This is a genomic window from Bradyrhizobium archetypum, assembly GCF_013114835.1.
Lineage (GTDB): Bacteria > Pseudomonadota > Alphaproteobacteria > Rhizobiales > Xanthobacteraceae > Bradyrhizobium > Bradyrhizobium archetypum.
This window is the reverse complement of the sequence record NZ_JAAVLW010000002.1, coordinates 823971-845565: the sequence shown is the minus strand read 5'-3', so window position 1 is coordinate 845565 and position 21595 is coordinate 823971. Positions and strand designations below refer to the sequence as shown.

Sequence of the window (21595 nt, the reverse complement as noted above, 5' to 3'; positions counted from 1 at the left end):
AACGTTGTGCCCGACGCCATTGAACTTCTGAAGATCCGCCGCTCGGTCAAGCCCCGCGATATGAGCGGCCCCGGCCCTTCGGCTTCCGAGCTCGATACCATCCTGACGATAGGGGCGCGGGTGCCGGACCACGGCAAGCTGACGCCGTGGCGCTTCATCGTGTTCGAGGGCGATGCCCGGGCGCGGGCCGGCGACGTCATCGCGCGGGTGTTTGCGAAGAAGAACCCGTCGGCACCGGCCGCCGACATCGAGGTGGAGAAACGCCGGCTGATGGATGCGCCGTTGGTGATCGCCGTGGTCAGCTTCACCCGGCCGCATCCGAAGGTGCCGGCCTGGGAGCAGGAACTGTCCGCCGGCGCCAGCGCGATGAACATCGTCACTGCCGCGACCGCGCTCGGCTATGGCGCCGCCTGGCTGACCGGCTGGTTCGCGTTCGACCGCGACGTGCTGGACGGGCTGGGATTGAAGGCGGATGAAAAACTCGTGGGCTTCATTCACATCGGCACGGCGTCGAAGCCCGCCGAAGACCGCCCGCGCCCGGCGCTGTCCGATATCGTGACGCGGTTTTAGTCCCGTGACCGTCATTGCCGGGCTTGACCCGGCAATCCATCGACCCTGAGAAAACTCCTGCGAAGAGGATGGATGCCCGGGTCAAGCCCGGGCATGCCGATCGCGCGAAAACTCAGCGCGCGATGACCTCGACCTCGGCGTCGACGCCGTTGACAACGTTGAAGGGCCGCTCGAATACCTTGCCCTCGTTCTTGGCGATCGCGCGGTATTCGCCCTCGGACAGCACCACGCGCGGAAACGCGCCGATCGATTCCTTGATGACGTCGCCACCCGGCGTGATCACCGACCAGGCGGTATTGGCAAGCGCTTCCCCGCCCCGATCGCTGACGAGTTTCAGCGTAATCACCGCGGCACGGTGCGAAACCGTCACGTCCGTGAGCTTGCCGGCCTGGACGCGGATGTCAGAGCGTACGACCGAATTGGCATCGCCATAGTTGGAGATGATGTAGTAGGTCCCCTCCGGCAGCAGCGCGACATCGCCGGCGGGGACGTTCGGAAGCAGCGGGCTACGTTCGGAGCCCTCGAACTGGCTGCCCTTGTAGATCGCGAACGAAATCTGGTTCGGCGGAATCTTGCTGGAGCCGACGCGGCCTTCGATGCGCAGTCCGCCGGCGGGCAGCACGAAGGCCACGCGATCCGTCTCGGCCTTCAGGCTGACCGTGCGTACCGCGCTGACCAGGCCGAGCGCGACGTGGACGACGTAATTGCCGGGCGGCAACACGATGTTCGGGGTCGCGCCGCGTTCCTCGCGGACCAGCTTGAACGTGCCGGTATCGTCGGGCTTGTCGGCGAACACCCGCCATACCAGCCCGCCATTGATGACCGGCAGATCCTTGCCGTAGCGCGCCGTCAGCGACAGCACCGCCTGGTTTGCCGGTGAGGCGCCTGGCGGCGGCGCCACCGGTGGCACGGTTGTGAGCTGCGGCTGAACGAGGGTGGGCTGGGTCAGCGGCCCGGGAAGCGGCGGGATCGCTCCCGCTCCGGACGGCGGCGCCAGATTCATGGCGGGCCCGGTCTGGGCGTCCGGAACCGCGGCGGGCGGTACCGGTGGTGGCCGGTCCGAGAACCACTGGGCCGAGAGCGGGGCCGGAAGCAGCGTGACCAGCACCAAGGCGAGCATCAGCGCCGGGAAAGGCCATCCGCCCCGCCCGTATCTGCCGATACCGTCACCCCGCGCAATCATCGGCATGCTTTTCACCGAAAACGCGGCAAATTCAAGCCACCAACGGCCGGCTCGGCCCCCGGAAGGTTACGGAACCGGGAGTAACACTCGATATGTTGATCCCGAGGTCGCGGCCCGGTCATAATGCCTGTCTAGGCCGTCTTGGCGGGGCATAAACCATGCTTCCCAATCGGAATGGAATTTCTGGCGCGGCCACGCCGCGGCGAATATCCTTGCAGCCGCAGGAGACTTTGCGTGTTGGATAGTTGGATGGGCCGCGGCCAAAAGAGCTCCGATGCCGACGACAAGGTGGGGCTCGGTACTATCCGCCGGCCGGTGATCGGGCTGGCGCTGGGCGGCGGCGCCGCGCGCGGCTTTGCCCATATCGGCATCGTCCGGACGCTGGTGGCCCACGGCATCGTACCCAACGTCGTGGTCGGAACCTCGATCGGAGCCGTCGTCGGCGGGGCCTATGCCGCCGGACATCTCGATACGCTGGAAGAATGGGCGCGCAGCCTGCAGCCGCGAACCGTCCTCTCCTATCTCGATATCCGCCTGAACGGCTCGGGCCTGATCGGCGGCGCCAAGCTTGCGACCCAATTGGAGGCCGCGCTCGGCCAGAGCCTGATCGAGGACCTGCCGGTGAAATTCGCCACGGTGGCGACCGAAGTGCGCACCGGCCACGAGATCTGGCTGACCCACGGCCCGATGGTGGATGCGATGCGTGCCTCCTACGCGCTGCCGGGCATATTCTCGCCGATACTGGTTGGCGACCGCTGGCTGGTCGACGGTGCCCTGGTCAATCCGGTGCCGGTGTCGGCAGCCCGCGCGCTCGGCGCGGAGATCGTCATCGCCGCCAACCTTTCCAGCGACGTCTTCGCGCATTCCACGACGATCTATTCCCACGGCCCGACACCCGGCGTTTCGGTCACGGTGATGCCGGAAGCGGTGCCCGAACCCGAGCCACGGAAGCGCGGCATCGGAAAGTTCTTTTCCGCCGAGCGTACCATGAAGCGTGAGTTCTTCGGCGGCGGCGGACGGCCGGGCATCTCCTCGGTCATGGTCGATGCCTTCAACATCATGCAGGACCGCATCACCCGCGCACGGCTTGCCGGTGATCCGCCGGATCTCCTGATCTCGCCCCGCGTCGGCAAGATCGGCTGGTTCGATTTTCATCGCGCCGACGATCTGATCGCCCACGGCGTCAAGGCGGCCGAGCGCGCGATCGATTCAATCCAGGAGGCGATCCACATTCTGGCGCCGCCACCGGCAGGCAAAGCCGTCGGAGCGGTCGAAAAGGCCGAGAAGGAATAGTGAAACAGGGCCACCGCGGGATCGCACCTACGGTCGGTCACCGCGAATGCATCGTCAGGCCGTCTTGATGTAGTCGCGCAGCGCTTCCTGCTCGGCCTCGTATTCCTGGACGCGGCGCTTGACGATATCGCCGATCGAAATCAGGCCCACCACCTTGCCATCCTCGACCACGGGCAAATGGCGGAACTTGCCGAGCGTCATCATCTCCATGATCGCAGCGACGGTGTCGGCCTCCCGGCAACTCACGACCTTGCGCGTCATCACGGCGCTGACCGGCTCCTCGATCACCCTGGCGCCGCGCTCGCCCAATGCCCGAACGATATCGCGCTCCGACAGAATGCCCTCGAGACGTCCCTGATTCATCACCAGCACGGCGCCGATCTTGCGTTCGCCGAGGATCTTGATCGCAGCCGAAAGCTTGGCATCCGGCTCGATGCTCGTGATCTCGTGGCCTTTGGTGTCGAGAATCGAACGTACCGTCATTGTCGCCTCCCTGAATCCGTGCGTGCCACCAGGGCCCGACTTGTTCGCGAGTCTTCAATCAACAGTTCCGCGCCGGTTTCGTTTCAGGACGCGGTCTACAAGCGCGGCTGGCGTGGCACGGCAGCGGCGTTGGCTTGCGCTACAACTTGTGGGGATGATGAATTAAATCAACGCTCGCCGCAAGCGGCGATCAGACGCGGCCAGGTTCATCGGGCGATGAAGCATCCGCCGCATGCGGTATCCCGCGCCGCACCGGATCGAACAGCGAAAACAGCATCAGGCCGGCGAGAAATCCGCCGATATGCGCCTGCCAAGCGACGGTGGCGCCTTCAGCGCCGATCGAAATCGAGCCGAGGCCGAAAATGATGTTGACGCCAAACCACACCGCCAGAAATCCGAGCACGCGCGTGTTGCGCAGCGCCCGGCCAAGCGACAGCGCCGGAACCTTGGCAGCAGCGTCCGCATCGCCGCGTCTGAATGACAGAAAACTTCCCCGCACGAAGGCGAAGCGGATGGCGGCAGCCATGGCGCCCGATACCGAGGCCGAGGCGCCGATCATCGGCGCGATCGCATGCTCGTGGGTAACGAGATGCGCCAATGCGCCCGCCGCCGCTGTTACCGCCATGAACAAAAAAAACCTGATAGGGCCGAACCGGCGCGCCAGCGCGCTGCCAAACGGCAGCAGCCACAGCACGTTGAAGCCGATATGGCTGAGATTGGCATGCAGCAGCGAATAGGTGACGAAGGTCCAGACCTTGGCCCCGGTCCCGCCTGGAAACGCGATCTTGAGCAGCGTGGAATCGTAGCGTTTCGGAATGAAGCCGAAGACGTCGATGGTCCAGTTCTCCACCTCCACCGGCAGCAGCACCCGCAAATGAATCACAGCGATCAGCGCGATATAGGCAGTTAGCGCGCCCGGCAGCGTCAGGATCGGCTCACGCGGGGTGTCCGGCGGCTCGACCCGGTATGAGTAGGACTGGGATTCCAAAGGGTCCAGGACCTTGGCTGGCAGCTTCGCGGCGTATGGGCCCAGATAGGCGGCTTTACCCACCCTGTGCAAGTGCACAATCGTACCTATTCGCGTGTCCCGGACGCGGCGCGGCGCGGAGTGACGCGACGCTGAGCCGGGACCCAGGCGGCTGCAGTGAGTCCCGGCTCTGCGTCGCAACGCTTATGCGTTGCGCGTCCGGGACACGAAATCTGCACAATCAGCAACGAAACAATCAACAACGAAAAGGGAGAGCTCTGAGAAAGCTCTCCCTTGTCCTGCTGATCTTTTCGCGCCCCTGGAGGCAGGATCACATCCCCGCCCCTCCCCGCGCGATGACCAAACTGTTTGACGCCATCCGTGTACCAACTGCGCCGAGAACTCGGAGATAAACCGGCGCCGTCCGATGCGTTCCACACTATCCACGCCGCTCGGTCCTCGCCAACCTCATAGTTAATTTAAGGTTAACAACGCAAAGCCGCGCCGCGCGCGGCCAAAACGCGTTGGCGGCATGGACGCTGCAAAGCCTGTCCTGCACAACACGCCAGGGAAGGCGTGTTGCGCAAAAGCGGGACAGAAATGTCTCGCCAGGCAACCCGGGGGCGAGGATTAAGAGATGAAACACCCATCGAGCCGCGAGTTCTACGCCTATTGGGATGCGAAGCGCGGCGATGCGCGGGCGCCGGACCGCAGCGAGATCGAACCCGGTGCGGTGCGCGAACTGCTCGGCGATATTTTCGTGCTGTCCTACGATAGCGACGCCGGCTACCCGTTTCGCGTCGCCGGGACGCGGGTCTGCGCCCTGCTCGGCCGCGACCTGAAGGACACCAGCTTCTCCGCCCTCTTCACCCCGGACAACCGCCGCGAGATCGAAGACATCGTCACTTACGTCGCGGAAGAAATGCTGGCGGCGATTGCCGGTATCACCGCAACTTCGGAGGACGGAACGACGGCGCATCTGGAGTTGCTATTGCTGCCATTCAACAACCGCGCGCATGCGCCGATCAGCCTGACCGGATTGCTGGCGCCGTTTGAAGACGACCTCGGCGCGATCAGGGATTTCAAGATAACGTCGTGGCGCTATCTGCACCGCCCGCAAAAGCTGGTTCCTCGCGCCTTGCGCAAGCTCGCCATCGCGCGCGGCTTCATGGTGTATGAGGGTCTGCGGTAGTTACAAACCGCCGAGTATATCGAGCGCGGCGGCACAACGCATGGTCGCGTGATCATGCTCGAAAACGACCCACAAAAAGCCTCCAAAAAAAGCACGACCAAGCATTGCCTAAATGCGAGGCGTCAGGCAGGGTCGCTCCACGACGTGGAGCCGGGCCACATCAGGCGAATGAGACGCACCGAGAGAAATCCCGGAGGCGCGTATTTGCCGTAACCTCGGAGACCTAAGTATGCTGTTCAAGAGACTAATGCTTGCCGCCGCAATTGCCACTGCTGCGGTGGCGACGCAGGCCCATGCCGATGCGCTCGATTCGATCATGAAGTCCAAGGTGATCAAGATCGCGGTGCCGCAGGATTTTGCGCCGTTCGGTTCGGCCGGGCTCGACCTCAAGCCGCAGGGCTACGACATCGACATGGCGAACCTGATCGGCAAGGAGCTCGGGGTGAAGACCGAGATTATTCCGGTGACCAGCGCGAACCGCATTCCCTATTTGCAGACCAACAAGGCCGACCTCGTGATCTCCAGCCTCGGCAAGAACGAGGAGCGTGAAAAGGTCATCGACTTCTCGATCGCCTACGCGCCGTTCTTCTCCGGCGTGTTCGGTACCAAGGAGATCGCGGTTGCGAGCGCCGCCGACCTCAAGGGCAAGACCATCGGCGCCACCCGCGGCGCGATCGAGGAGCAGGCGTTGACCGCCATGGCACCGGACGCCACCGTCAAACGTTTCGAGGACAACAACGCCACCATTGCTGCCTTCGTGTCCGGGCAGGTCGATCTGATTGCCACCGGCAACACGGTCGCCGCCGCGATCGCCGAAAAAGTCCCGGCCCGCGCCCCAGCGCTGAAATTCGTGATCAAGGACAGCCCCTGCTATGTTGGGCTCAACAAGAACGAGCCGGCGCTGCTCGCCAAGGTCAACGAGATCATCACCAAGGCCAAGGCATCCGGCGAGATCGGCAAACTGTCGGAGAAGTGGCTGAAGGCACCGTTGCCCCCCGGCTTCTAATGTAACGCTGGGACGCCCGCAGTGTCTTACAAGCTGCAATTCGCCGAGCTGCTTCCCTACTGGAGCGTGCTTCTGTACGGGCTGGTCTTCACGATCGTGTTGACGATCGTGTCGACGGTGGCCGGCGTCGCCGTTGGCACGGCGGGCGCCGCGGCGCGCACCTTCGGTCCCGGCTGGCTCGGCCGCATCGTTGCGGTGTATGTCGAGCTGATCCGCAACACGCCGTTCATCGTGCAGTTGTTCTTCATCTTCTTCGGCCTGCCGGCTCTGGGGTTGAAGCTGAGCGAGACCACGGCCGCCTTCCTCGCCATGGTGATCAATCTCGGCGCCTACTCGACCGAGATCATCCGCGCCGGCATCGAGGCGGTCCCCAAAGGCCATATCGAAGCCGGGCTCAGCCTTGCCATGACCAAATGGGAAGTGTTGCGCCACGTCGTGCTCAACCAGGCTTTTCGCAAGATCTACCCGGCGCTGTCGTCGCAGATCATCATCGTCATGCTCGGCTCGGCGGTGGTGTCGCAGATCTCGGCGGAAGACCTCACCTACGCCGCAAACTATGTAGCGTCGCGAAACTTCCGCAACTTCGAGGTCTATCTGCTGGTCGCGCTGGCCTACCTCGCTCTGGCGATGCTGACGCGCTCGGCCTTGCGCGCGCTCGGCCGCGTCATCTTCAAGGCGAGGTGAACCGTGCTGCAGTTCAGCTTCTGGGACATCCTGTCGAACCTGCTGGTCGCCACGCAGTGGACCATCGTGCTGTCGCTGATCGCGTTCTTCTGCGGCGGCATCGTCGGGGTGATCCTGTTGTTCATGCGCACCTCGCGGATCGCGCCGCTGGAATGGTTCACCAAGATCTACATCGAATTCTTCCAGGGCACGCCGCTGTTGATGCAACTCTTCCTGTTCTTCTTCGGCATTGCGCTGTTCGGCGTCGAGGTCTCGCCGTGGATGGCCGCGACGCTGGCGCTGACGTTCTGGACCAGCGCGTTCCTCACGGAGATCTGGCGCGGCTGCGTGGAATCGATCCCCAAAGGCCAGTGGGAAGCTTCCTCCAGCCTTGCGCTGAGTTACATCGAGCAGATGCGCTACGTCATCCTGCCGCAGGCCTCGCGGATCGCGGTCGCGCCGACGGTGGGTTTTTCGGTGCAGGTCATCAAGGGCACAGCGCTCGCCTCCATCATCGGCTTCGTCGAGCTGACCAAGGCCGGCACGATGCTCAACAACGCGACCTTCCGGCCGTTCCTGGTCTACTCGCTGGTCGCGCTGATCTATTTCTGCCTGTGTTTCCCGCTGTCGTGGTGGGCGAAGAAAATCGAAGGCCGCCTCAATGTCGCTCGTTAGCATCCGTGACGTCAGGAAGAGTTTTGGCCAGAACGAGGTACTGAAAGGCGTCTCGCTCGACATTGCCAAAGGCGACGTGGTGGCGATCATCGGCCGCTCCGGCTCGGGCAAGAGCACCCTGCTCCGCTGCATCAACGGCCTGGAGACCTATCAGTCCGGCAGCATCGTTGCGGACGGCATCGAGGTCGGCGGCGCGGCTACCAATCTGCGCGAGCTGCGCCGCCATGTCGGCATGGTGTTCCAGCAGTTCAACCTGTTTCCGCATCTGACAGCGGCCGAAAACGTCATGCTGGCGCCGACCGTCGTCAACAAGGTGTCGAAGGCGGAAGCTCGCATCACTGCCGCCGAAGTGCTGGCCAAGGTGGGACTGTCGGAAAAGATGGACGCCTATCCGAGCGAGCTTTCCGGTGGCCAGCAGCAGCGCGTCGCCATTGCCCGGTCGCTGGCGATGCGGCCGAAGGTCATGCTGTGCGATGAAATCACCTCGGCGCTCGATCCCGAACTGGTCAATGAGGTGCTGCGTGTGGTCGAGCAATTGGCGCGCGAGGGCATGACGCTCATTCTGGTCACGCACGAAATGCGCTTCGCGCGCGACGTCGGCACCAAGCTCGTCTTCATGCACCACGGCAAGGTGCATGAGGAAGGCGTGCCGAAAGAGGTGTTCGCCGCCCCGCGAACCCCAGAGCTGCAGCAGTTCGTCGGCCAGGTCGGCTGATAGCGCGAGGGATTTGTCCGGACGCCTTGTCGTATCGCCATAGCGGAATGCGGCGATACGACCAATCCGCGGTGAATACCCGCTCTGCTGCAACCGCCGCTAACACATCGTTAACCCTGTCAGCCTTAGGGTCTTTCCGACGCCGAAAGACCGGCTGTCTGGTGGCGAAGATGTCGTTTGCGCAAAAGAAAACAGTTACTGTCCCGTCCGCAGAGGAGCGGCGGCGCTTTCAGCGCGTCAAGGTGCACCTGCTCGGCCGCTACATGCTGCCGGATCGGCGCGAATTTCCTTGCCAGATTATTAACATGTCGCCGGGCGGACTCGCGCTGCTGGCGCCCGGTATCGGCAATGTCGGCGATCGCGTGATCGCCTATCTCGACCATATCGGCCGCGTCGAGGGCAAGATCACCCGCATCATCGACAACGGCTTTGCCATGACGGTCGGCGCGACCGCGCGCAAGCGCGACAAGCTCGCCGCTCAGCTCACCTGGCTCGCCAACCGCGATATCCTCAACCTGCCGGAAGACCGCCGCCACGACCGTATCGTGCCGCGCAACCCGATTGCGCTGCTGACCCTCGAGGACGGCAGCAAGATGACCTGCCGCATCATCGACCTGTCGCTGTCGGGCGCCGCAATCGCCGCGGAGAACCGCCCGCCGCTGAAATCGCTTGTCATGCTCGGCAAGGTACAGGCCCGCGTGGTGCGAAACCTCGAGGAAGGTTTCGCGCTCGAGTTCGTCCACGAGCAGATTGCCGAGACGCTCGAAGAAGCAGTTACCGCGCGGTAAAGCGCCGACCGGCAAAAATCCCCGATTTTTCAGCCTCAAGAGGCGGTATCTGCATTGCCGGATGCCGCCTTTCGCCGTTCGGCGCCGGCCAAACTCGGTTAACGCGGGGCGTTTTTGTCGGCACATCCGCTGCGATTGCAGTGCCACACAGATTAATCGATAAAATTTGAATCGATTGCAGTTGTTTCAAATTTTATTCGAGTTCTATTCAAGTATAGATCGAATTAGCCGCAAGCTTTACTAGCATTCACCTCAAATGTACTTGCCTGACTTAGCTGCAGCGCAAATCCTTTGTGCGAAACGTGGTCCCAACAAGAAACGGGGGCCGCAATGTTGTTCAGGGGACAGGGAAAGGGACTGGCTGTTATTGCCGTCCTGTTGGGGATGAACGCTTCGATGAGCGTTTCGGCGAAAGCCGGTGACGCTCTCTACGCCAGCCTTGGCGAGGCCGCACGTTCGCCGATCGGCTGGGTCGAATTCTGCGCCGAGAACGCAAGCGAGTGCCGCGGCGGCGCCTCTCAGCCGCGCGACATCGTGATGTCGCAGACAGCTTGGCGGGATCTGCTGCGCGTCAACAAGTGGGTCAACGAGACGATCAAGCCGATCACCGACATGGATCATTGGGGTGTGATCGAGAAATGGTCGTTGCCGACGGACGGTTACGGTGACTGCGAGGATTATGTGCTTTTGAAGCGCAAGATGCTGATTGATGCCGGATGGCCGCGCGAGGCGCTGCTGATTACGGTGGTGCGCGACAAGAAGGGCGAAGGCCACGCGGTGCTGACGGTGAAGACCGACAAGGGCGAGTTCGTTCTCGACAACCAGAACGAAAACGTCCTGGCCTGGACCGAGACCGGTTACCGCTTCGTCAAGCGCCAGTCGCAGAGCGATCCTAATGTCTGGGTCTCGCTCGGTGATAGACGCCCCGCGGTAGCCACCGCCTCGTCACGCGACCGATAACGAGAGAAGGAATTTAGGAACCCGCGACCCGGTCACATCCCCACCCCTCCCCGTCCCAGACCGGTTCGCGCGCGGCCAGGCTTCCCCCAAAGCCTGGCCGCAACGTTTTTGGATAGGGGTAGCTTCAAGCCTACGCGGCGAGCGCCACGCGCGATGTCGATTTTTGCCGCATCGGCTTGCCGCCGGGCGGTCCGGGCGGTTTATGGTCGAGCATCGAGAGCGCGTCGAGCACCTCGTCGATCGTCACGATGCGTCTTGTGCCAGCCAGTTCGCGCAACGCGGGATTGGACGTCACCGCCGCCGCATCCGACGCCCAGGACGCCAGGATCGCGCGCTTTTCGGCGAGCGAAAGCGCAGCATCGGCGACCACGTCGCGCGGATGGTCGAACACGGTCGCTGGATGCAGCACAGCATTCAGATCAAAGACATTGTCTGCATCATCGATCATCATCTTTATCCTCCGCAAAGCTGGAAACGCTGCTCTTCTCCCTCGCCCCCATTGCGGAACAACCTTCTCCCCGTGAAGAACGGGGAGAAGGAGAAGAGCAACCTCTCACCTTGGTGCCTTTACGCGAGCAACGTGCTTACGCCGCCTTCGCCTCGATCTGCTGGACGTTGCTCGGCGTGACGCCGTTGATCGCGATCTGGCGCGGCTTCATGGCCTCCGGGACCTCCCGGAACAGCTCGATGCGCAAGAGGCCATCCTCGAACGAGGCGCCCTTCACCTGCACATGGTCGGCAAGGCTGAACTGGCGCTTGAACGGGCGCGCCGAGATGCCCTGATAGAGATATTCGCGCTGGCCCTTGTCGGCCTTGCGGCCTTCAATCGTCACCGTGTTCTGCTCGGCGGTGACGGAAATCTCATCGACCGAGAAGCCGGCGACGGCGAGCGAAATCTGATAGCGGTCTTCGCCCAGCCGTTCGATGTTGTAGGGAGGGTAGTTATCCTCGCCCATGCGTTGCGCAGTTTCAGCGAGGTCGAAAAGGCGGTCGAAGCCGATGGTCGAGCGCCAGAGGGGTGAGAAGTCGTATGTGCGCATAGCCAAATCCTCCAGAGAGCAAGTTGGTTACGAGCGGCACCGGACACGACCGGTGCCCGTCTCCCGACCGGGCCCATCAGGCGCCCGGACCGCTTTAGCGGCGGCAGCAAAAAAATTGGAAAACCGCGATTTGGTTTCAAGGGCATCCAAAAAATTTTTGCGCTTGCCTCGTCGCCGCTGCTTTTTGCACTGCAGGAACGATGCGATGATGGACGGCTTCATGGGAGGGAGGGCTGTGCCTTGGCCTACAGCGAAATCGACGCCATCCGCGCATTACTGGGCTCGAAGCCGCGACCGGTCGGCTGGTCGGAGCGGCGGCAGCGCCTCGACGAAGTCGGATCGACGTGGCCGGTCGCACCCGACGTAACCTGCGAAGCCATCGATTGCGACGGCGTACCGGGCGAATGGTCGGCCGTTCCCGGCAGCGAGCTTTCGCGCGTGCTGCTGTATTTCCATGGCGGAGGATACTGCTCCGGCTCGATTGTCAGCCACCGCCGCCTAGTGACGGAGGCCGGCCGGGCGGCACGCATGCGAACGCTTGCGATCGATTACCGGCTTGCCCCCGAACATCCCTACCCCGCCGCCCACGAAGACGCGCTCACCGCGTGGCGCTTTCTGCGCCGGCAGGGCGTTGCGGCGACAAGCATTGCGGTCGGCGGCGACAGCGCCGGCGGCAACCTGACGCTCGCGCTGATCAACCGGCTGCGGGCGTTGGGCGAGCCACTGCCGGCCTGCGCGTGGCTCGTCTCGCCCTGGACCGATCTCACAATGTCAGGCCGCACGCTCGCGACCAAGGACGCAGTCGACCCGCTGATTCACAAGACGTATCTCGCCGAACTGGCCGACGCCTATGCGCCAGCATCCATCGATCGCCGGGACCCGCTGATCTCACCGCTATTCGCCGATCTCGCAGGTCTGCCGCCGGTCCTGATCCAGGTCGGATCGGCCGAAACCTTGCTGGCCGATGCCGTGCGGCTTGCCGAGGCCGCGGGGTCGGCCGACGTCGATGTAACGCTGCAGATCTGGCCGCACATGATTCACGCCTGGCCGGTCTGGAATGCAAATCTCGAGGACGGCCGTCGCGCGCTGGCCTGCGCCGGGCAATTCATCTGCACCCACATCCGTTAGCCCGGCGTCCCGCCGGGCCTTTCAGTAGCTAACCCCCCGGCCGAGAAGCGGTTTTGCCCGCGATCCCAGGCTTAGGCCGGCAAATCCCCGGTTTTAGCAGCAGCGCGGCTGTGCTATCTGGGAACCCTTGGAATCACGTCCGGATTTGGAGTCGCATGATCGAACTCGCCCCCCGGAGTGCCAGCCCCATCGCGCGTCTCGGCGGACAGCCGATTGCGATCGCCGCTGCGGCCCTCGTCATTGTCGTGCTTGGAGTAAGCTCTATTGCCCTGTGGCGCGCCTATACCGGCAGCGCGCCTGAGACCGATCGCGCGGTCGCGGCCCGGCAGTTGCAGGCACGGGCCGCGCAGGCGTCCGAACAACTGGTCGAGAAGACCAAGGGCCTGGAAGCGACGCAGCAGGAATCGATCGATCAGCTGCAGCAGGTGCAGGATCAATTGCTGGCGGTGCGCCGCCTGCTCGCCACACAGCAGGCCGACACCAAAAAGCTTGCCGAGCAGGTCGGAACGCTGACGGAAGCGATCGACGGCCTGCGGCATTCCTTTGCCAGCGCGCAGGCCTCCGACTCCGCAGCCGATTCCGCCCCACGTAAGCGGTCAGGCAAGGCACAACCCCGCTCGAACAGGGCGGCAAACCGCGGCCGCGCCAGGACACGCGGCTAATCGGTCTGACGATGCTGGACGATCATCCCGTTCGGCGGGCTGATGCGGCTGACCGATGATCCGGGGGCGCCGGGCCTCCATAGATGGGAGCCCACAAATTCCGCCCCGCGGTGCGGCTTGGATTCCGGGATATTTTCCACCGTTGCGAGGCGGCTTGCCGCAACTTTTTTCCGTGTTTGTGAACTGGTTCACAAATGCCCGCGAGAATCCCGGGCATCCTGTAGTTCACCGGATGGCGTGAGCCGATTTCAATATCCGGGGCTGGCAAGGTCGTTGACGGTATACTGCGTCGACGGCCTTGTTTTTTTGTGCCCGATTTGGGATCTTGCCCGGCCCCGACCGGCCGGCACCCCAACGAGGTGATTTGCGTTCGTGCCGGCTTGCAAGTTGAAGAAGATACGCGATCGATGCTTGGCAGGCCGCGCGGGACATGAGCGCGTGATACTGTCGAAATCTGACTTATCCGACGCGATTGCTCTTGCGGTACGGCCTGGACACCTAGTGCAGCTTGGACATTCTCTGTTCGATCTCCCAGAACATCCAGACGAAGGCCGCACCCAAACCAACCACGATACAGATGAATAGCAACGTCAATGCCGGGACTGTGAGCATGTTCGACATCCCGTGATGCGATGCCAGCGCGGCATACCAGCGGAGGGGAATACGACTTCGGTTCTGGAGCGTATCGCCCCCGTGATTTGCCCTCGAAGTGCTCGACGCTTTCGGCGTCAGATCCTCGAGGATCCCGGCTCAAATCTAGAACGAGTTCTCGGAGATGGCTGGTGCTATTTTGCCCGCTGCCCTGCGACCGGACGTCGCTCGGACATGACCGTCAGCAGCCGCGGCAAATGCCCTTTATCTTGCGGTCGACGGTCTTGTTTTCTTCGTTGATCGCAGCGTCATCACCTGTTCTGCCCGATCTTGCAGAGCCCGTCGTCACTCCCCCGCCTGACGACTGGGCGGTGCCGGCAGAGTTGGTGCCGGGCGGAGGCGGCGCCGCAAGCCTGGACGGGTTCGCCCCGCCGCTTTGATCTCCGCCGGCATTGTTCAACCCGCGCGGACTAGTGGTATCGGACGGCGCGCCAGTAATGCCTTGCGCGCCCGTGCCTGCCGAGCCCGCGCCCGGAGAACCGGCGGTGCCGCCGCTGCTGGACGACCCGCCCGCGCTCTGCGCAAACGAAGTGACCGGGCATGTCAGGATTGTGATCGCCGTAAGTGCGGCGGCTGCTGTAGACGCCAGCTTCATCGGAAATCTCCTTTTCGAAGCAACGACAGCGCTCAGACCTTGTTCCTGCCGGAACGATTCCCCTGCCAGATCATTCAATCACATCCGCTCGATGCACGGAGTGGTCAAGCTTGCGCAAATTGATCGCCTTCGACGACGACACGCTCGACAAGCTGACCCAGCTTGCACGCGACCGGATGGCGACATTTCAGGAACTAGCCGACGAAGCCTTTGCCGACCTGCTCAAGAAGCACGGCATTCCCATCGACCTCAAGGATGCGCTGCGAAAGAGTGCAAGGGTTTCGAAGGACGCGACTTCGAAGAACACAAGATCGAAAACCGCAAGGGCGCCATCATGAATTCCGACCCGGATCCTTTCGAGCAAGGCCAGCGCGCCGCACGCGAGAATATTCCGGCGGAAGCCAATCCGTATCAGGCTGGCAGCGAGGAGTATGCGCTCTGGGCCGCCGGTCATGAAAAGGTCGCCGGCCCGCGCGAGGCGAATGAGAGCGGCCGATAGGGAACCAGAAGAAGGCTTGTGATTTCAGCCGATCTTCTTCAGCCCTTTTTTGAATCGGGGCCCGTTGAGCGCGTAGAATTTCGCGGCACTTCCCATCGCCGTCACCTGTTCGGGCGACAATGTGCGGATCACGCGCGCAGGCGAGCCGATGATCAGAGAATATTCGGGATACTCCTTGCCTTCGGTGATGACCGATCCCGCGCCGACAATGCTGCCGCGGCGTATCCGGGCGCCGTTCATCACGATCGAGCCCATCCCGACCAGCGCGTCGTCCTCGAGCGTACAGCCATGCAAGATGACGTTGTGGCCGACCGTGCAGTTCTTGCCAATCGTGAGCGGAAAGCCGCGGTCGGTATGGCAGGTGGAATTGTCCTGCACGTTGGAGCCCTCGCCGAGCTCGATCCACTCATTGTCGCCGCGCAGCACCGCACCGAACCACACGCTGGCCGAGTCCAGAAGGCGCACCTTCCCGATCACGACGGCGGTATCTGCGATGAAGTAGTTTCCGTTCGCGGGGAGTTCAGGGCCCTGCCCGTCGAGTTCGTAGATCGCCATGATACACAGGTCTCCGTTGGCGGAGACCTTGGCACAGCCGCTGGTACGGGATCAAGCGAGCAGGCTCGCCTTCTCAGACCAGCAAGCCCGCCGCACGCAGCGTCATCAGGAAGAACGTGCCGGACATCATGCTCCAGAAGCCGGAGAGCACGGTCGCCATCATCACGAATTCGAAGCGCCGGCGCTCGATCTTCGCGCCACGCAGGGTGTTGCGCATGATGATGAACGGTGCGGCGAAAACCAGAAACGGCACGGCCGCAAACGTCTTCGGCGCCACGCCTTCCCCGAGGAGCCCGAATCCCGCCGGTCGCTCTGCCATCGCCTGATAGCCGCTGGCGAGCGCGCCTGCGAACGCAAAGCCGATGCAAAGGGCAAACAGGGAATTCAACGCATCGGGCGACATGACACTTCCGCTACTCGACAAACCGAGCCCTGCCTTCGCAAAATTGGCCGGTGGCCGCCACAGCATCCTTAAGGAAGGGTTAACAACCGCGCGCCGGGACCTCGTTTGCGCATGGCTTTCTCGGCCGAACAACCGCGATATCATGCGGAAATCATCCGCCCCGTGGCATATTCGCGGGATGATTCGCCCAGTTCCTTCCTCGGAAACGATCCCGTCCGAAAGCGTCAGTCTGTCTTTCGGGATCGTGCCCGAGCCTCGAACTCGACTGATGCTTCGTTCATGACCTTGCTTTCGACCGCCCAGCACCTCGCCCGCGATACCCGCAGGGATCCGCGCTCGCACATGATCCTGATCATGGCAGCGGTTGCTATCGCCGCGGCCGCCATTGCACTGGTCGCTTATTTGCTGTGGCCGACCTGGGTCGCGCTTCCCGCAAGCGCTCCAGACAGGTTGCCGGTCAGCGTCGGCGCCACGCTCTTCAACGTGCCTACGGCCGCGATCCGCCGCAAGATCCAGCGCCACTCCGGTCCGCAGGAAAGGGTCGATCTCAGTTTCATCTTCCCGTCGCTTGAACCGCCGGATGCGCCGAAACACGTCAGCGCGGATACGATCGAGGAGAAGGCACAACCGATCGACCGGATCTTCATCTCGATATCAGCTCACCACGACGCACTGGCGCCGGACATGCGGACCCGCACGATCTATCCGCGCTACCTCGAGCAGGCCGCGACACCGATGGATGACGGATTGACGATGCGCGCCTTTCGCGACGGCTCGCCTTACGCCAACGAAGACCTGTTCTCCGCCCCGTCGCCGGGTCTCAACGCGCGCTGCACGCGCGATGGCCTGACGCCCGGCATGTGCCTGAGCGAGCGTCGCGTCGACGGCGCCGACCTGACATTTCGCTTTCCGCGGAGCTGGCTGTCGCAATGGCGCGACGTTGCGAATGCGATGGACCGCCTGACGGCGCAGATGCGCGGGCCGAGGGGATAGGCCCGATTCTGTGGGTGGGCAAAGGCGCGTTTGCGCCGTGTCCACCCCAACAACTCATAATACGGGAAAGACATTGGTGGGCACGATTGCTTTGCCCACCCTACGGCATCGTGGGGTGCGCCTTAGCCGATGTCCGCCAGATCTTCCTCGAGGATCGCCATCTGAAACTGGAACGAGCGATCGTCGTCCTCGTCATCGACGAACAGCACGCCAACGAACTCCTCACCGATATAGACCTCGGCGGAGTCGTCCTTTTTCGGCCGCGGCACGACGCGGATCTTGGGATTGCCGAATACACGCTTGAGATAAGCGTCGAGCTTCCTGACTTCCTGAACGTCCACGGCGGTCTCCAATCGGATTCTTTGAATTGCCGGGGGGTTTTTAGGACGAGACGGCGCAGACTACCAGCCGTAACTTCACAAATACGACTGGGAGAATGTGAGGAGAATCAAAGCCCGTGGAAAATCAAAGCCCGATTGCGCCGAGCATCTGATCCATGGTGCGCGATGGCTCCGCACAACCGGCTTCGCCGACGATCTTGGCGGGAACGCCGGCCACCGTGACGTTGTGAGGCACCGGCTTGACCACCACCGAGCCCGCGGCGATGCGCGCGCAATGGCCGATCTCGATATTGCCGAGAATCTTTGCGCCCGCCCCGATCAACACGCCGTGGCGAATTTTCGGATGACGGTCTTCGTTCTCCTTGCCGGTGCCGCCGAGCGTAACGCCGTGCAGGATCGAAACGTCGTCCTCAATCACGGCGGTCTCGCCGCAGACAAAGCCGGTCGCGTGATCGAGGAATATGCCGCGGCCGATCCTGGCAGCGGGGTTGATGTCGGTCTGAAACACCGCCGACGAGCGGCTCTGCAGATAGTAGGCGAAATCCTTGCGGCCCTTTTGATAGAGCCAGTGCGCCAGACGATGCGTCTGCAGCGCATGAAAACCCTTGAAGTAGAGCAACGGATCGATGAAGCGCGAGGTTGCGGGATCGCGATCGTAGACCGCGACCAGGTCGGCACGGAACGCATTGCCCATATCAGGCTCGTCGCGCAGCGCCTCATCATAGGTCTGGCGGATCAAGTCGCCCGATAGCGCCGAATGATCGAGCCGCTCGGCGAGACGATGCACGACCGACTCTTCGAGGCGATCGTGATGCAGCACGGTCGAATAGATGAAGGATGCGAGCTCTGGTTCGCGGCGCACGATGTCCTCCGCCTCGCTGCGGATGCGGTCCCAGATCGGATCGAGTGCGGCGAGCTTCGACGCTTGCGGATTGACTTGATGCACTGCCATGATTGCTCTCGCAAATTCACTGATGTAGTTGCTCTTATAGCACGGCGGGCGGACGGCTGTCCCCGGCAGGCTTCGGCAACGTACCCCCCGCCGGACGCCCCGTGGGGTCAAGGTGGTCAGCGAATTCGGGAAATCAAGCCGGCCGGCGTCCAACTATCGGTGAATTCGGCGGCCCCGCCGTTCGGTGGATGCTGCCCTGATGGGGGAAAGCCACAGCAGCACGCAAATATTGCGGGCGCGGACCGCTGCGGACTCGCGGTCTGCGTGGATCGCCGCCATCGCCATCCCATTGATGTTGCTGGCCCCCGCCCTGTGGAATGGCTATCCCCTGCTCCAGTGGGACACCGGCGGCTACCTGGCGCGGTGGTACGAAGGCTACCTGGTGCCGAGCCGCTCCACGACGTTCGGCCTCTATCTTCACTTCGGCGAGGATTCCAGCTTCTGGATCAACCTCGGCTTCCAGGCGCTGACAACTCTGTGGATCCTGCAGTTGACGCTGCGCGTGCTCGGCATGCCGCAGCCGTTGCGCTCCTGGCCATGAGCGCCGTGCTGGCCTGACCACCGCGCTGCCCTGGCTGGCCAGCATGCTGCTGACCGATATTTTCGCCGGCCTGTCGGTGCTTTCGCTTGTCATCCTGGTCGCGCATGGGAAATGGACTTCGATCCCGGACAAATGCCTGTTGTTCGGCCTCACCGCTTTCGCCGCAGCCACGCACAGCGCGACGCTCGCGGTGCTGCTCGGACTATGCTGCCTCGGCCGGATCGCACGTCCCTTTCTGCGCGGGCGAATTTCGGTTTCCGGACTGACGCAGGGCAGCCTCACGCTCGTCGCCGGAGCCGTGCTGCTGCTATCGAGCAATTTCGCGCTGTCCGGGAAACTGGCGTGGAGGCCCGGCGGTTACGGCGTCGCCTTCGGACGGATGCTGCACGGCCACGTCAGCCATACTCGGCAACGCGTTCATCTGCGCCGTGATATCAGGCCCACATGATCGCTACGGCGCGCGGATGGCGTGGCTTGCGACCATGGTGGTGCTGATCGCGGCGATCTGGCTCTTCACCGGCGAGCGCGATCGCTCATTGCCGGCGTGACAGGAAATCGGTGACGCCGACCTTATAAACCTTGTCGCCGACCGCGCGCATGTGATCGCGGTTCGGAATATCGAGCACTTCGGAGCCCGGAATGATCTTCCCCAGCGCGGCCGCGGAGCCTGCGATTTCATCCTTGGTGCCGACCGCGATCAAGACCGGCACGCCGATCCCGGCGGCCTCTTCCGTTGTCATCAGCCGCCGCGAGCCGCGCAGGCAGGCGGCAAGGGCGCGGCGGTCGGAGCGGGTCTGATCGGCAAATGCACGGAAGGTGCGCCCGACCGGATCGGTAACGTCCTCCAGCGACGGCGCTTCCAGCGCGATGGCCACGTTTTCGCCGGGGCCGCCGCCTTCGATCAGTCCGATCCCGATGCCGCCGAGAATAGCCGAGCGCAGGCGCTGTGGCTGCTCGCGCGCCAGTATCGCCGTCATGCGCGAGCCCAGCGAATAGCCCATGATGTCGGCGCGCTCGATTTCCAGATGATCCAGTAGTGCGATGACGTCACTTGCCATCGTCGCAATTTCGTAAGCGGCGGAATCATAGAGTTTTGCGGAATCGCCGTGGCCGCGATTGTCCAGCGCAATCACGCGGCGGCCGTCTTTCCTCAAGTCGGAAACCCAGGTCGGATACACCCAATTGACGTTCTTGCTGGAGGCAAAGCCGTGCACGAGAACGATCGGATCACCCTCGCCTTCGTCGAGATAGGCAATTTCGACAGCGCCGTTGTGAAAACTCGGCATCATCACTTCCACTTTTTCGGGGATCGGAACCGGCGGGCTTGCAATAACGGCAAGTCTAGCCCTGCGCTAGGGCACCTGCCAGAGCGGGACTGGGCGGCAGGCATGCCGCCGCCTGTGTTCTCAAACGCCGCGCCTTCTTGCGACGCAGCCACGCTTCGGTGGCGCGCTCGGTGGTCGCCTTGATCGATGAGAGAAAACCGAACAGCGCCAATATCGCTGCGAACACCCACATTGTCAGATTGAAGGCGCCGGCTGCCAGCAGCAGTGCGCCGCGGCCGAGCACCTTCAGAATGGCGCGGGTCTGGCCGCCCTTGGATTCGGCAAGCCGCGCGGCGCGGGCGACATCCTTGGGCCCCTGGGCGATGCGCAGCGTGTCGAGGGCTCCGCGTGTGCCGGCCTTCTCGCCGACACGCCCAACGTCTTTCGCCAGCCGTACCAGCGCGCCGGCCTTCTCAGCGCGGAACGCCGCCTTGATCGCGCTGATGGTCTCGCCAGGCCGCAACACCGAGCCCTTCGCGACCGCCTGCTGCAGCACCGGCGCATCGACGACCTCGCGCGCGGAACGGCCGGCCCATTTCGTCAGCCCCTCGCCCAGCCGCCCGACCTTGCGGGCATCCTTGACCACGGAAAGCCCGGCGCGCACCGGTCCGAGACCGCCGACGGATACGTAGGTCGCGGCGGTGACCGCAAGCCCGACTGTGGCCAGGCCCAGCACCAGCCGGTCCACCTCCTCGCCGGTCGCCATGTGCTTGCCTTCACGCACGACGTCCCTGATGTCGCCAAACACAAAGAGATCGCCGGCAACCGTGCCCGACAGGCTCGCGACGTCGTCAGCATTGCCGGTCACCAGACCGGCGGCAAAGCGCTTGGCAAAATGCGACGCCGAGCCTGCGTCGGCAACGGCATCGCCGACACGCTTCGCAAGTTCGTCGCTGATGGGAATGCCCTTGTCGCGGGCGAGCTCGACGAAGCTATTGGCGAGATCGGAATCGCCCTCCGCGAGTGCGGCCTCGATGTTGTCAGCCACCAGCGCCTGATTGCTCCGCAGGGCGGAATTGATGTGGAGATCGGACAGCACGGCCGGGTCGTCCTGCGCCGCCAGAATAGCGCCGGCCTCGCGGGCATGCGGCCACAGCGCGGCGGATACCGCCACGCTGAGCGCCAGGCACCCCAACGCGCCTGCCAGGGCCGAACCGAACCGCAATCGCCTCATCCAAAAAAGCCTAATGTTTTCGTCATTCTCAAGATGGTATGCCGTTTTTAAGACACAACTGCCCCGACGAAAGAAGGGCTTTTCTCCGACGACAAGATTGTGTCGAATTTGCATGAGCAAATGTGCGGCGGGGACATCCCGAATCGGCTCTAGGAATCATCGGCACCCCCCACTATGGTGCGCGGCATTTCGAAGCTGCTGCGTCGCGTTGATTGCGTGCGCCTATCGTTGCTATCCAAGG

28 protein-coding genes are annotated in these 21595 nt (G+C 63.2%); 16 read left to right on the top strand and 12 right to left on the bottom strand.

Going from position 1 to position 21595, the window contains the following annotated elements; translation table 11 throughout:
• The first annotated feature begins 6 nt into the window (after positions 1-6).
• The gene (locus tag HCN50_RS08455) at positions 7-570 is read left to right on the top strand and encodes a nitroreductase family protein (RefSeq protein ID WP_171709135.1); all 564 of its coding nucleotides are present in this window, start codon (positions 7-9) and stop codon (positions 568-570) included.
• 112 nt (positions 571-682) lie between these two features.
• Here the strand turns inward: HCN50_RS08455 and HCN50_RS08450 are convergent, their stop codons facing one another.
• Positions 683-1753 carry an RgsD C-terminal domain-containing protein gene (locus HCN50_RS08450; RefSeq protein ID WP_171709232.1) on the bottom strand — a complete coding sequence of 357 codons (1071 nt, stop codon included), beginning with the start codon at positions 1751-1753 and terminating at the stop codon, positions 683-685.
• A 234-nt stretch (positions 1754-1987) separates the two neighbouring features.
• Between HCN50_RS08450 and HCN50_RS08445 the strand changes: the two genes are divergently transcribed.
• Positions 1988-3046: a patatin-like phospholipase family protein gene (locus HCN50_RS08445; RefSeq protein WP_376700261.1), complete on the top strand. Its 1059-nt coding sequence runs from the start codon at positions 1988-1990 to the stop codon at positions 3044-3046.
• 54 nt (positions 3047-3100) lie between these two features.
• On the opposite strand, the gene HCN50_RS08440 is transcribed toward HCN50_RS08445, so the two are convergent.
• Both HCN50_RS08440 and HCN50_RS08435 read right to left on the bottom strand, forming a co-directional pair.
• Complete coding sequence (locus tag HCN50_RS08440; RefSeq protein ID WP_171709133.1) at positions 3101-3529, bottom strand: CBS domain-containing protein; 429 nt, start codon at positions 3527-3529, stop codon at positions 3101-3103.
• Positions 3530-3719: 190 nt separating this feature from the next.
• A complete protein-coding gene (locus HCN50_RS08435; protein ID WP_376700271.1) occupies positions 3720-4517 on the bottom strand; it encodes a rhomboid family intramembrane serine protease in 798 nt (265 codons plus the stop codon).
• A gap of 616 nt (positions 4518-5133) precedes the next feature.
• Between HCN50_RS08435 and HCN50_RS08430 the strand changes: the two genes are divergently transcribed.
• The 7 genes from HCN50_RS08430 to HCN50_RS08400 all read left to right on the top strand — a co-directional run bounded on the left by HCN50_RS08430 (position 5134) and on the right by HCN50_RS08400 (position 10495).
• Positions 5134-5688 (top strand): PAS domain-containing protein, encoded by a 555-nt coding sequence (locus HCN50_RS08430; RefSeq protein WP_171709131.1) that lies wholly within the window; start codon positions 5134-5136, stop codon positions 5686-5688.
• Between the two features lie 229 nt (positions 5689-5917).
• Positions 5918-6694 carry a transporter substrate-binding domain-containing protein gene (locus HCN50_RS08425; RefSeq protein WP_171709130.1) on the top strand — a complete coding sequence of 259 codons (777 nt, stop codon included), beginning with the start codon at positions 5918-5920 and terminating at the stop codon, positions 6692-6694.
• A 21-nt stretch (positions 6695-6715) separates the two neighbouring features.
• Positions 6716-7378 (top strand): amino acid ABC transporter permease, encoded by a 663-nt coding sequence (locus tag HCN50_RS08420; RefSeq protein WP_171709129.1) that lies wholly within the window; start codon positions 6716-6718, stop codon positions 7376-7378.
• Positions 7379-7381: 3 nt separating this feature from the next.
• On the top strand, positions 7382-8032 hold the full coding sequence (locus HCN50_RS08415) for an amino acid ABC transporter permease (protein WP_171709128.1): 651 nt from the start codon (positions 7382-7384) through the stop codon (positions 8030-8032).
• Positions 8019-8747 carry an amino acid ABC transporter ATP-binding protein gene (locus HCN50_RS08410; RefSeq protein ID WP_171709127.1) on the top strand — a complete coding sequence of 243 codons (729 nt, stop codon included), beginning with the start codon at positions 8019-8021 and terminating at the stop codon, positions 8745-8747. The genes HCN50_RS08415 and HCN50_RS08410 overlap by 14 nt, the downstream gene beginning before the upstream one ends.
• Before the next feature lie 170 nt (positions 8748-8917).
• Complete coding sequence (locus tag HCN50_RS08405; protein ID WP_171709126.1) at positions 8918-9535, top strand: PilZ domain-containing protein; 618 nt, start codon at positions 8918-8920, stop codon at positions 9533-9535.
• 396 nt (positions 9536-9931) lie between these two features.
• Positions 9932-10495: a transglutaminase-like cysteine peptidase gene (locus tag HCN50_RS08400; protein WP_376700260.1), complete on the top strand. Its 564-nt coding sequence runs from the start codon at positions 9932-9934 to the stop codon at positions 10493-10495.
• A gap of 130 nt (positions 10496-10625) precedes the next feature.
• Here HCN50_RS08400 and HCN50_RS08395 read toward each other — a convergent pair whose 3' ends face one another.
• Both HCN50_RS08395 and HCN50_RS08390 read right to left on the bottom strand, forming a co-directional pair.
• Positions 10626-10943 carry a hypothetical protein gene (locus tag HCN50_RS08395; protein WP_171709124.1) on the bottom strand — a complete coding sequence of 106 codons (318 nt, stop codon included), beginning with the start codon at positions 10941-10943 and terminating at the stop codon, positions 10626-10628.
• Between the two features lie 136 nt (positions 10944-11079).
• Complete coding sequence (locus HCN50_RS08390; RefSeq protein WP_171709123.1) at positions 11080-11535, bottom strand: Hsp20 family protein; 456 nt, start codon at positions 11533-11535, stop codon at positions 11080-11082.
• 240 nt (positions 11536-11775) lie between these two features.
• Here HCN50_RS08390 and HCN50_RS08385 point away from each other — a divergent pair, with 240 nt between their 5' ends.
• Both HCN50_RS08385 and HCN50_RS08380 read left to right on the top strand, forming a co-directional pair.
• Positions 11776-12663: an alpha/beta hydrolase gene (locus tag HCN50_RS08385; RefSeq protein WP_171709122.1), complete on the top strand. Its 888-nt coding sequence runs from the start codon at positions 11776-11778 to the stop codon at positions 12661-12663.
• A 155-nt stretch (positions 12664-12818) separates the two neighbouring features.
• A complete protein-coding gene (locus HCN50_RS08380) occupies positions 12819-13325 on the top strand; it encodes a hypothetical protein (protein WP_171709121.1) in 507 nt (168 codons plus the stop codon).
• Between the two features lie 832 nt (positions 13326-14157).
• Here HCN50_RS08380 and HCN50_RS08375 read toward each other — a convergent pair.
• Positions 14158-14571 (bottom strand): hypothetical protein, encoded by a 414-nt coding sequence (locus HCN50_RS08375; protein ID WP_171708451.1) that lies wholly within the window; start codon positions 14569-14571, stop codon positions 14158-14160.
• A 110-nt stretch (positions 14572-14681) separates the two neighbouring features.
• On the opposite strand from HCN50_RS08375, the gene HCN50_RS08370 reads away from it, so the two are divergent.
• Positions 14682-14909 carry a hypothetical protein gene (locus HCN50_RS08370; protein ID WP_171709120.1) on the top strand — a complete coding sequence of 76 codons (228 nt, stop codon included), beginning with the start codon at positions 14682-14684 and terminating at the stop codon, positions 14907-14909.
• Entirely contained in the window at positions 14906-15070 is a 165-nt protein-coding gene (locus tag HCN50_RS08365) for a hypothetical protein (RefSeq protein ID WP_171709119.1), read from the top strand. Before HCN50_RS08370 ends, HCN50_RS08365 begins: the two co-directional genes overlap by 4 nt.
• A 24-nt stretch (positions 15071-15094) precedes the next feature.
• Here the strand turns inward: HCN50_RS08365 and HCN50_RS08360 are convergent, their stop codons facing one another.
• A complete protein-coding gene (locus tag HCN50_RS08360) occupies positions 15095-15625 on the bottom strand; it encodes a gamma carbonic anhydrase family protein (RefSeq protein WP_171709118.1) in 531 nt (176 codons plus the stop codon).
• Between the two features lie 73 nt (positions 15626-15698).
• Positions 15699-16028, bottom strand: coding sequence for a DUF6949 family protein (locus HCN50_RS08355; protein ID WP_171709117.1), 330 nt, complete (start codon positions 16026-16028; stop codon positions 15699-15701).
• 279 nt (positions 16029-16307) lie between these two features.
• Between HCN50_RS08355 and HCN50_RS08350 the strand changes: the two genes are divergently transcribed.
• Positions 16308-17021, top strand: coding sequence for a hypothetical protein (locus tag HCN50_RS08350; protein WP_171709116.1), 714 nt, complete (start codon positions 16308-16310; stop codon positions 17019-17021).
• A gap of 122 nt (positions 17022-17143) precedes the next feature.
• Here the strand turns inward: HCN50_RS08350 and HCN50_RS08345 are convergent, their stop codons facing one another.
• Positions 17144-17362: a DUF3126 family protein gene (locus HCN50_RS08345; protein WP_171709115.1), complete on the bottom strand. Its 219-nt coding sequence runs from the start codon at positions 17360-17362 to the stop codon at positions 17144-17146.
• Between the two features lie 124 nt (positions 17363-17486).
• The gene (cysE, locus tag HCN50_RS08340) at positions 17487-18314 is read right to left on the bottom strand and encodes a serine O-acetyltransferase (protein ID WP_171709114.1); all 828 of its coding nucleotides are present in this window, start codon (positions 18312-18314) and stop codon (positions 17487-17489) included.
• Between the two features lie 199 nt (positions 18315-18513).
• Between cysE and HCN50_RS34445 the strand changes: the two genes are divergently transcribed.
• Both HCN50_RS34445 and HCN50_RS34440 read left to right on the top strand, forming a co-directional pair.
• Entirely contained in the window at positions 18514-18855 is a 342-nt protein-coding gene (locus HCN50_RS34445) for a hypothetical protein (RefSeq protein WP_311967510.1), read from the top strand.
• Positions 18856-18898: 43 nt separating this feature from the next.
• Positions 18899-19303, top strand: a complete 405-nt coding sequence (locus tag HCN50_RS34440; protein ID WP_311967508.1) for a hypothetical protein — start codon at positions 18899-18901, stop codon at positions 19301-19303.
• Between the two features lie 85 nt (positions 19304-19388).
• Here HCN50_RS34440 and HCN50_RS08330 read toward each other — a convergent pair whose 3' ends face one another.
• A complete protein-coding gene (locus tag HCN50_RS08330) occupies positions 19389-20141 on the bottom strand; it encodes an alpha/beta fold hydrolase (protein ID WP_171709113.1) in 753 nt (250 codons plus the stop codon).
• Between the two features lie 55 nt (positions 20142-20196).
• The gene (locus tag HCN50_RS08325; protein ID WP_171709112.1) at positions 20197-21354 is read right to left on the bottom strand and encodes a hypothetical protein; all 1158 of its coding nucleotides are present in this window, start codon (positions 21352-21354) and stop codon (positions 20197-20199) included.
• Positions 21355-21595: the final 241 nt, after the last annotated feature.

Coding starts and splice junctions, on each gene's coding strand:
- HCN50_RS08325 (WP_171709112.1), bottom strand. CDS start 21,354: ATGAGGCGATTGCGGTTCGGTTCGGCCCTGGCAGGCGCGTTGGGGTGC.
- HCN50_RS08355 (WP_171709117.1), bottom strand. CDS start 16,028: ATGTCGCCCGATGCGTTGAATTCCCTGTTTGCCCTTTGCATCGGCTTT.
- HCN50_RS34445 (WP_311967510.1), top strand. CDS start 18,514: ATGGGGGAAAGCCACAGCAGCACGCAAATATTGCGGGCGCGGACCGCT.
- HCN50_RS08380 (WP_171709121.1), top strand. CDS start 12,819: ATGATCGAACTCGCCCCCCGGAGTGCCAGCCCCATCGCGCGTCTCGGC.
- HCN50_RS08430 (WP_171709131.1), top strand. CDS start 5,134: ATGAAACACCCATCGAGCCGCGAGTTCTACGCCTATTGGGATGCGAAG.
- HCN50_RS08395 (WP_171709124.1), bottom strand. CDS start 10,943: ATGATCGATGATGCAGACAATGTCTTTGATCTGAATGCTGTGCTGCAT.
- HCN50_RS08440 (WP_171709133.1), bottom strand. CDS start 3,529: ATGACGGTACGTTCGATTCTCGACACCAAAGGCCACGAGATCACGAGC.
- HCN50_RS34440 (WP_311967508.1), top strand. CDS start 18,899: ATGCTGCTGACCGATATTTTCGCCGGCCTGTCGGTGCTTTCGCTTGTC.
- HCN50_RS08375 (WP_171708451.1), bottom strand. CDS start 14,571: ATGAAGCTGGCGTCTACAGCAGCCGCCGCACTTACGGCGATCACAATC.
- HCN50_RS08450 (WP_171709232.1), bottom strand. CDS start 1,753: ATGATTGCGCGGGGTGACGGTATCGGCAGATACGGGCGGGGCGGATGG.
- HCN50_RS08390 (WP_171709123.1), bottom strand. CDS start 11,535: ATGCGCACATACGACTTCTCACCCCTCTGGCGCTCGACCATCGGCTTC.
- HCN50_RS08350 (WP_171709116.1), top strand. CDS start 16,308: ATGACCTTGCTTTCGACCGCCCAGCACCTCGCCCGCGATACCCGCAGG.
- HCN50_RS08400 (WP_376700260.1), top strand. CDS start 9,932: ATGAGCGTTTCGGCGAAAGCCGGTGACGCTCTCTACGCCAGCCTTGGC.
- HCN50_RS08360 (WP_171709118.1), bottom strand. CDS start 15,625: ATGGCGATCTACGAACTCGACGGGCAGGGCCCTGAACTCCCCGCGAAC.
- HCN50_RS08425 (WP_171709130.1), top strand. CDS start 5,918: ATGCTGTTCAAGAGACTAATGCTTGCCGCCGCAATTGCCACTGCTGCG.
- HCN50_RS08405 (WP_171709126.1), top strand. CDS start 8,918: ATGTCGTTTGCGCAAAAGAAAACAGTTACTGTCCCGTCCGCAGAGGAG.
- HCN50_RS08365 (WP_171709119.1), top strand. CDS start 14,906: ATGAATTCCGACCCGGATCCTTTCGAGCAAGGCCAGCGCGCCGCACGC.
- HCN50_RS08330 (WP_171709113.1), bottom strand. CDS start 20,141: ATGCCGAGTTTTCACAACGGCGCTGTCGAAATTGCCTATCTCGACGAA.
- HCN50_RS08410 (WP_171709127.1), top strand. CDS start 8,019: ATGTCGCTCGTTAGCATCCGTGACGTCAGGAAGAGTTTTGGCCAGAAC.
- cysE (WP_171709114.1), bottom strand. CDS start 18,314: ATGGCAGTGCATCAAGTCAATCCGCAAGCGTCGAAGCTCGCCGCACTC.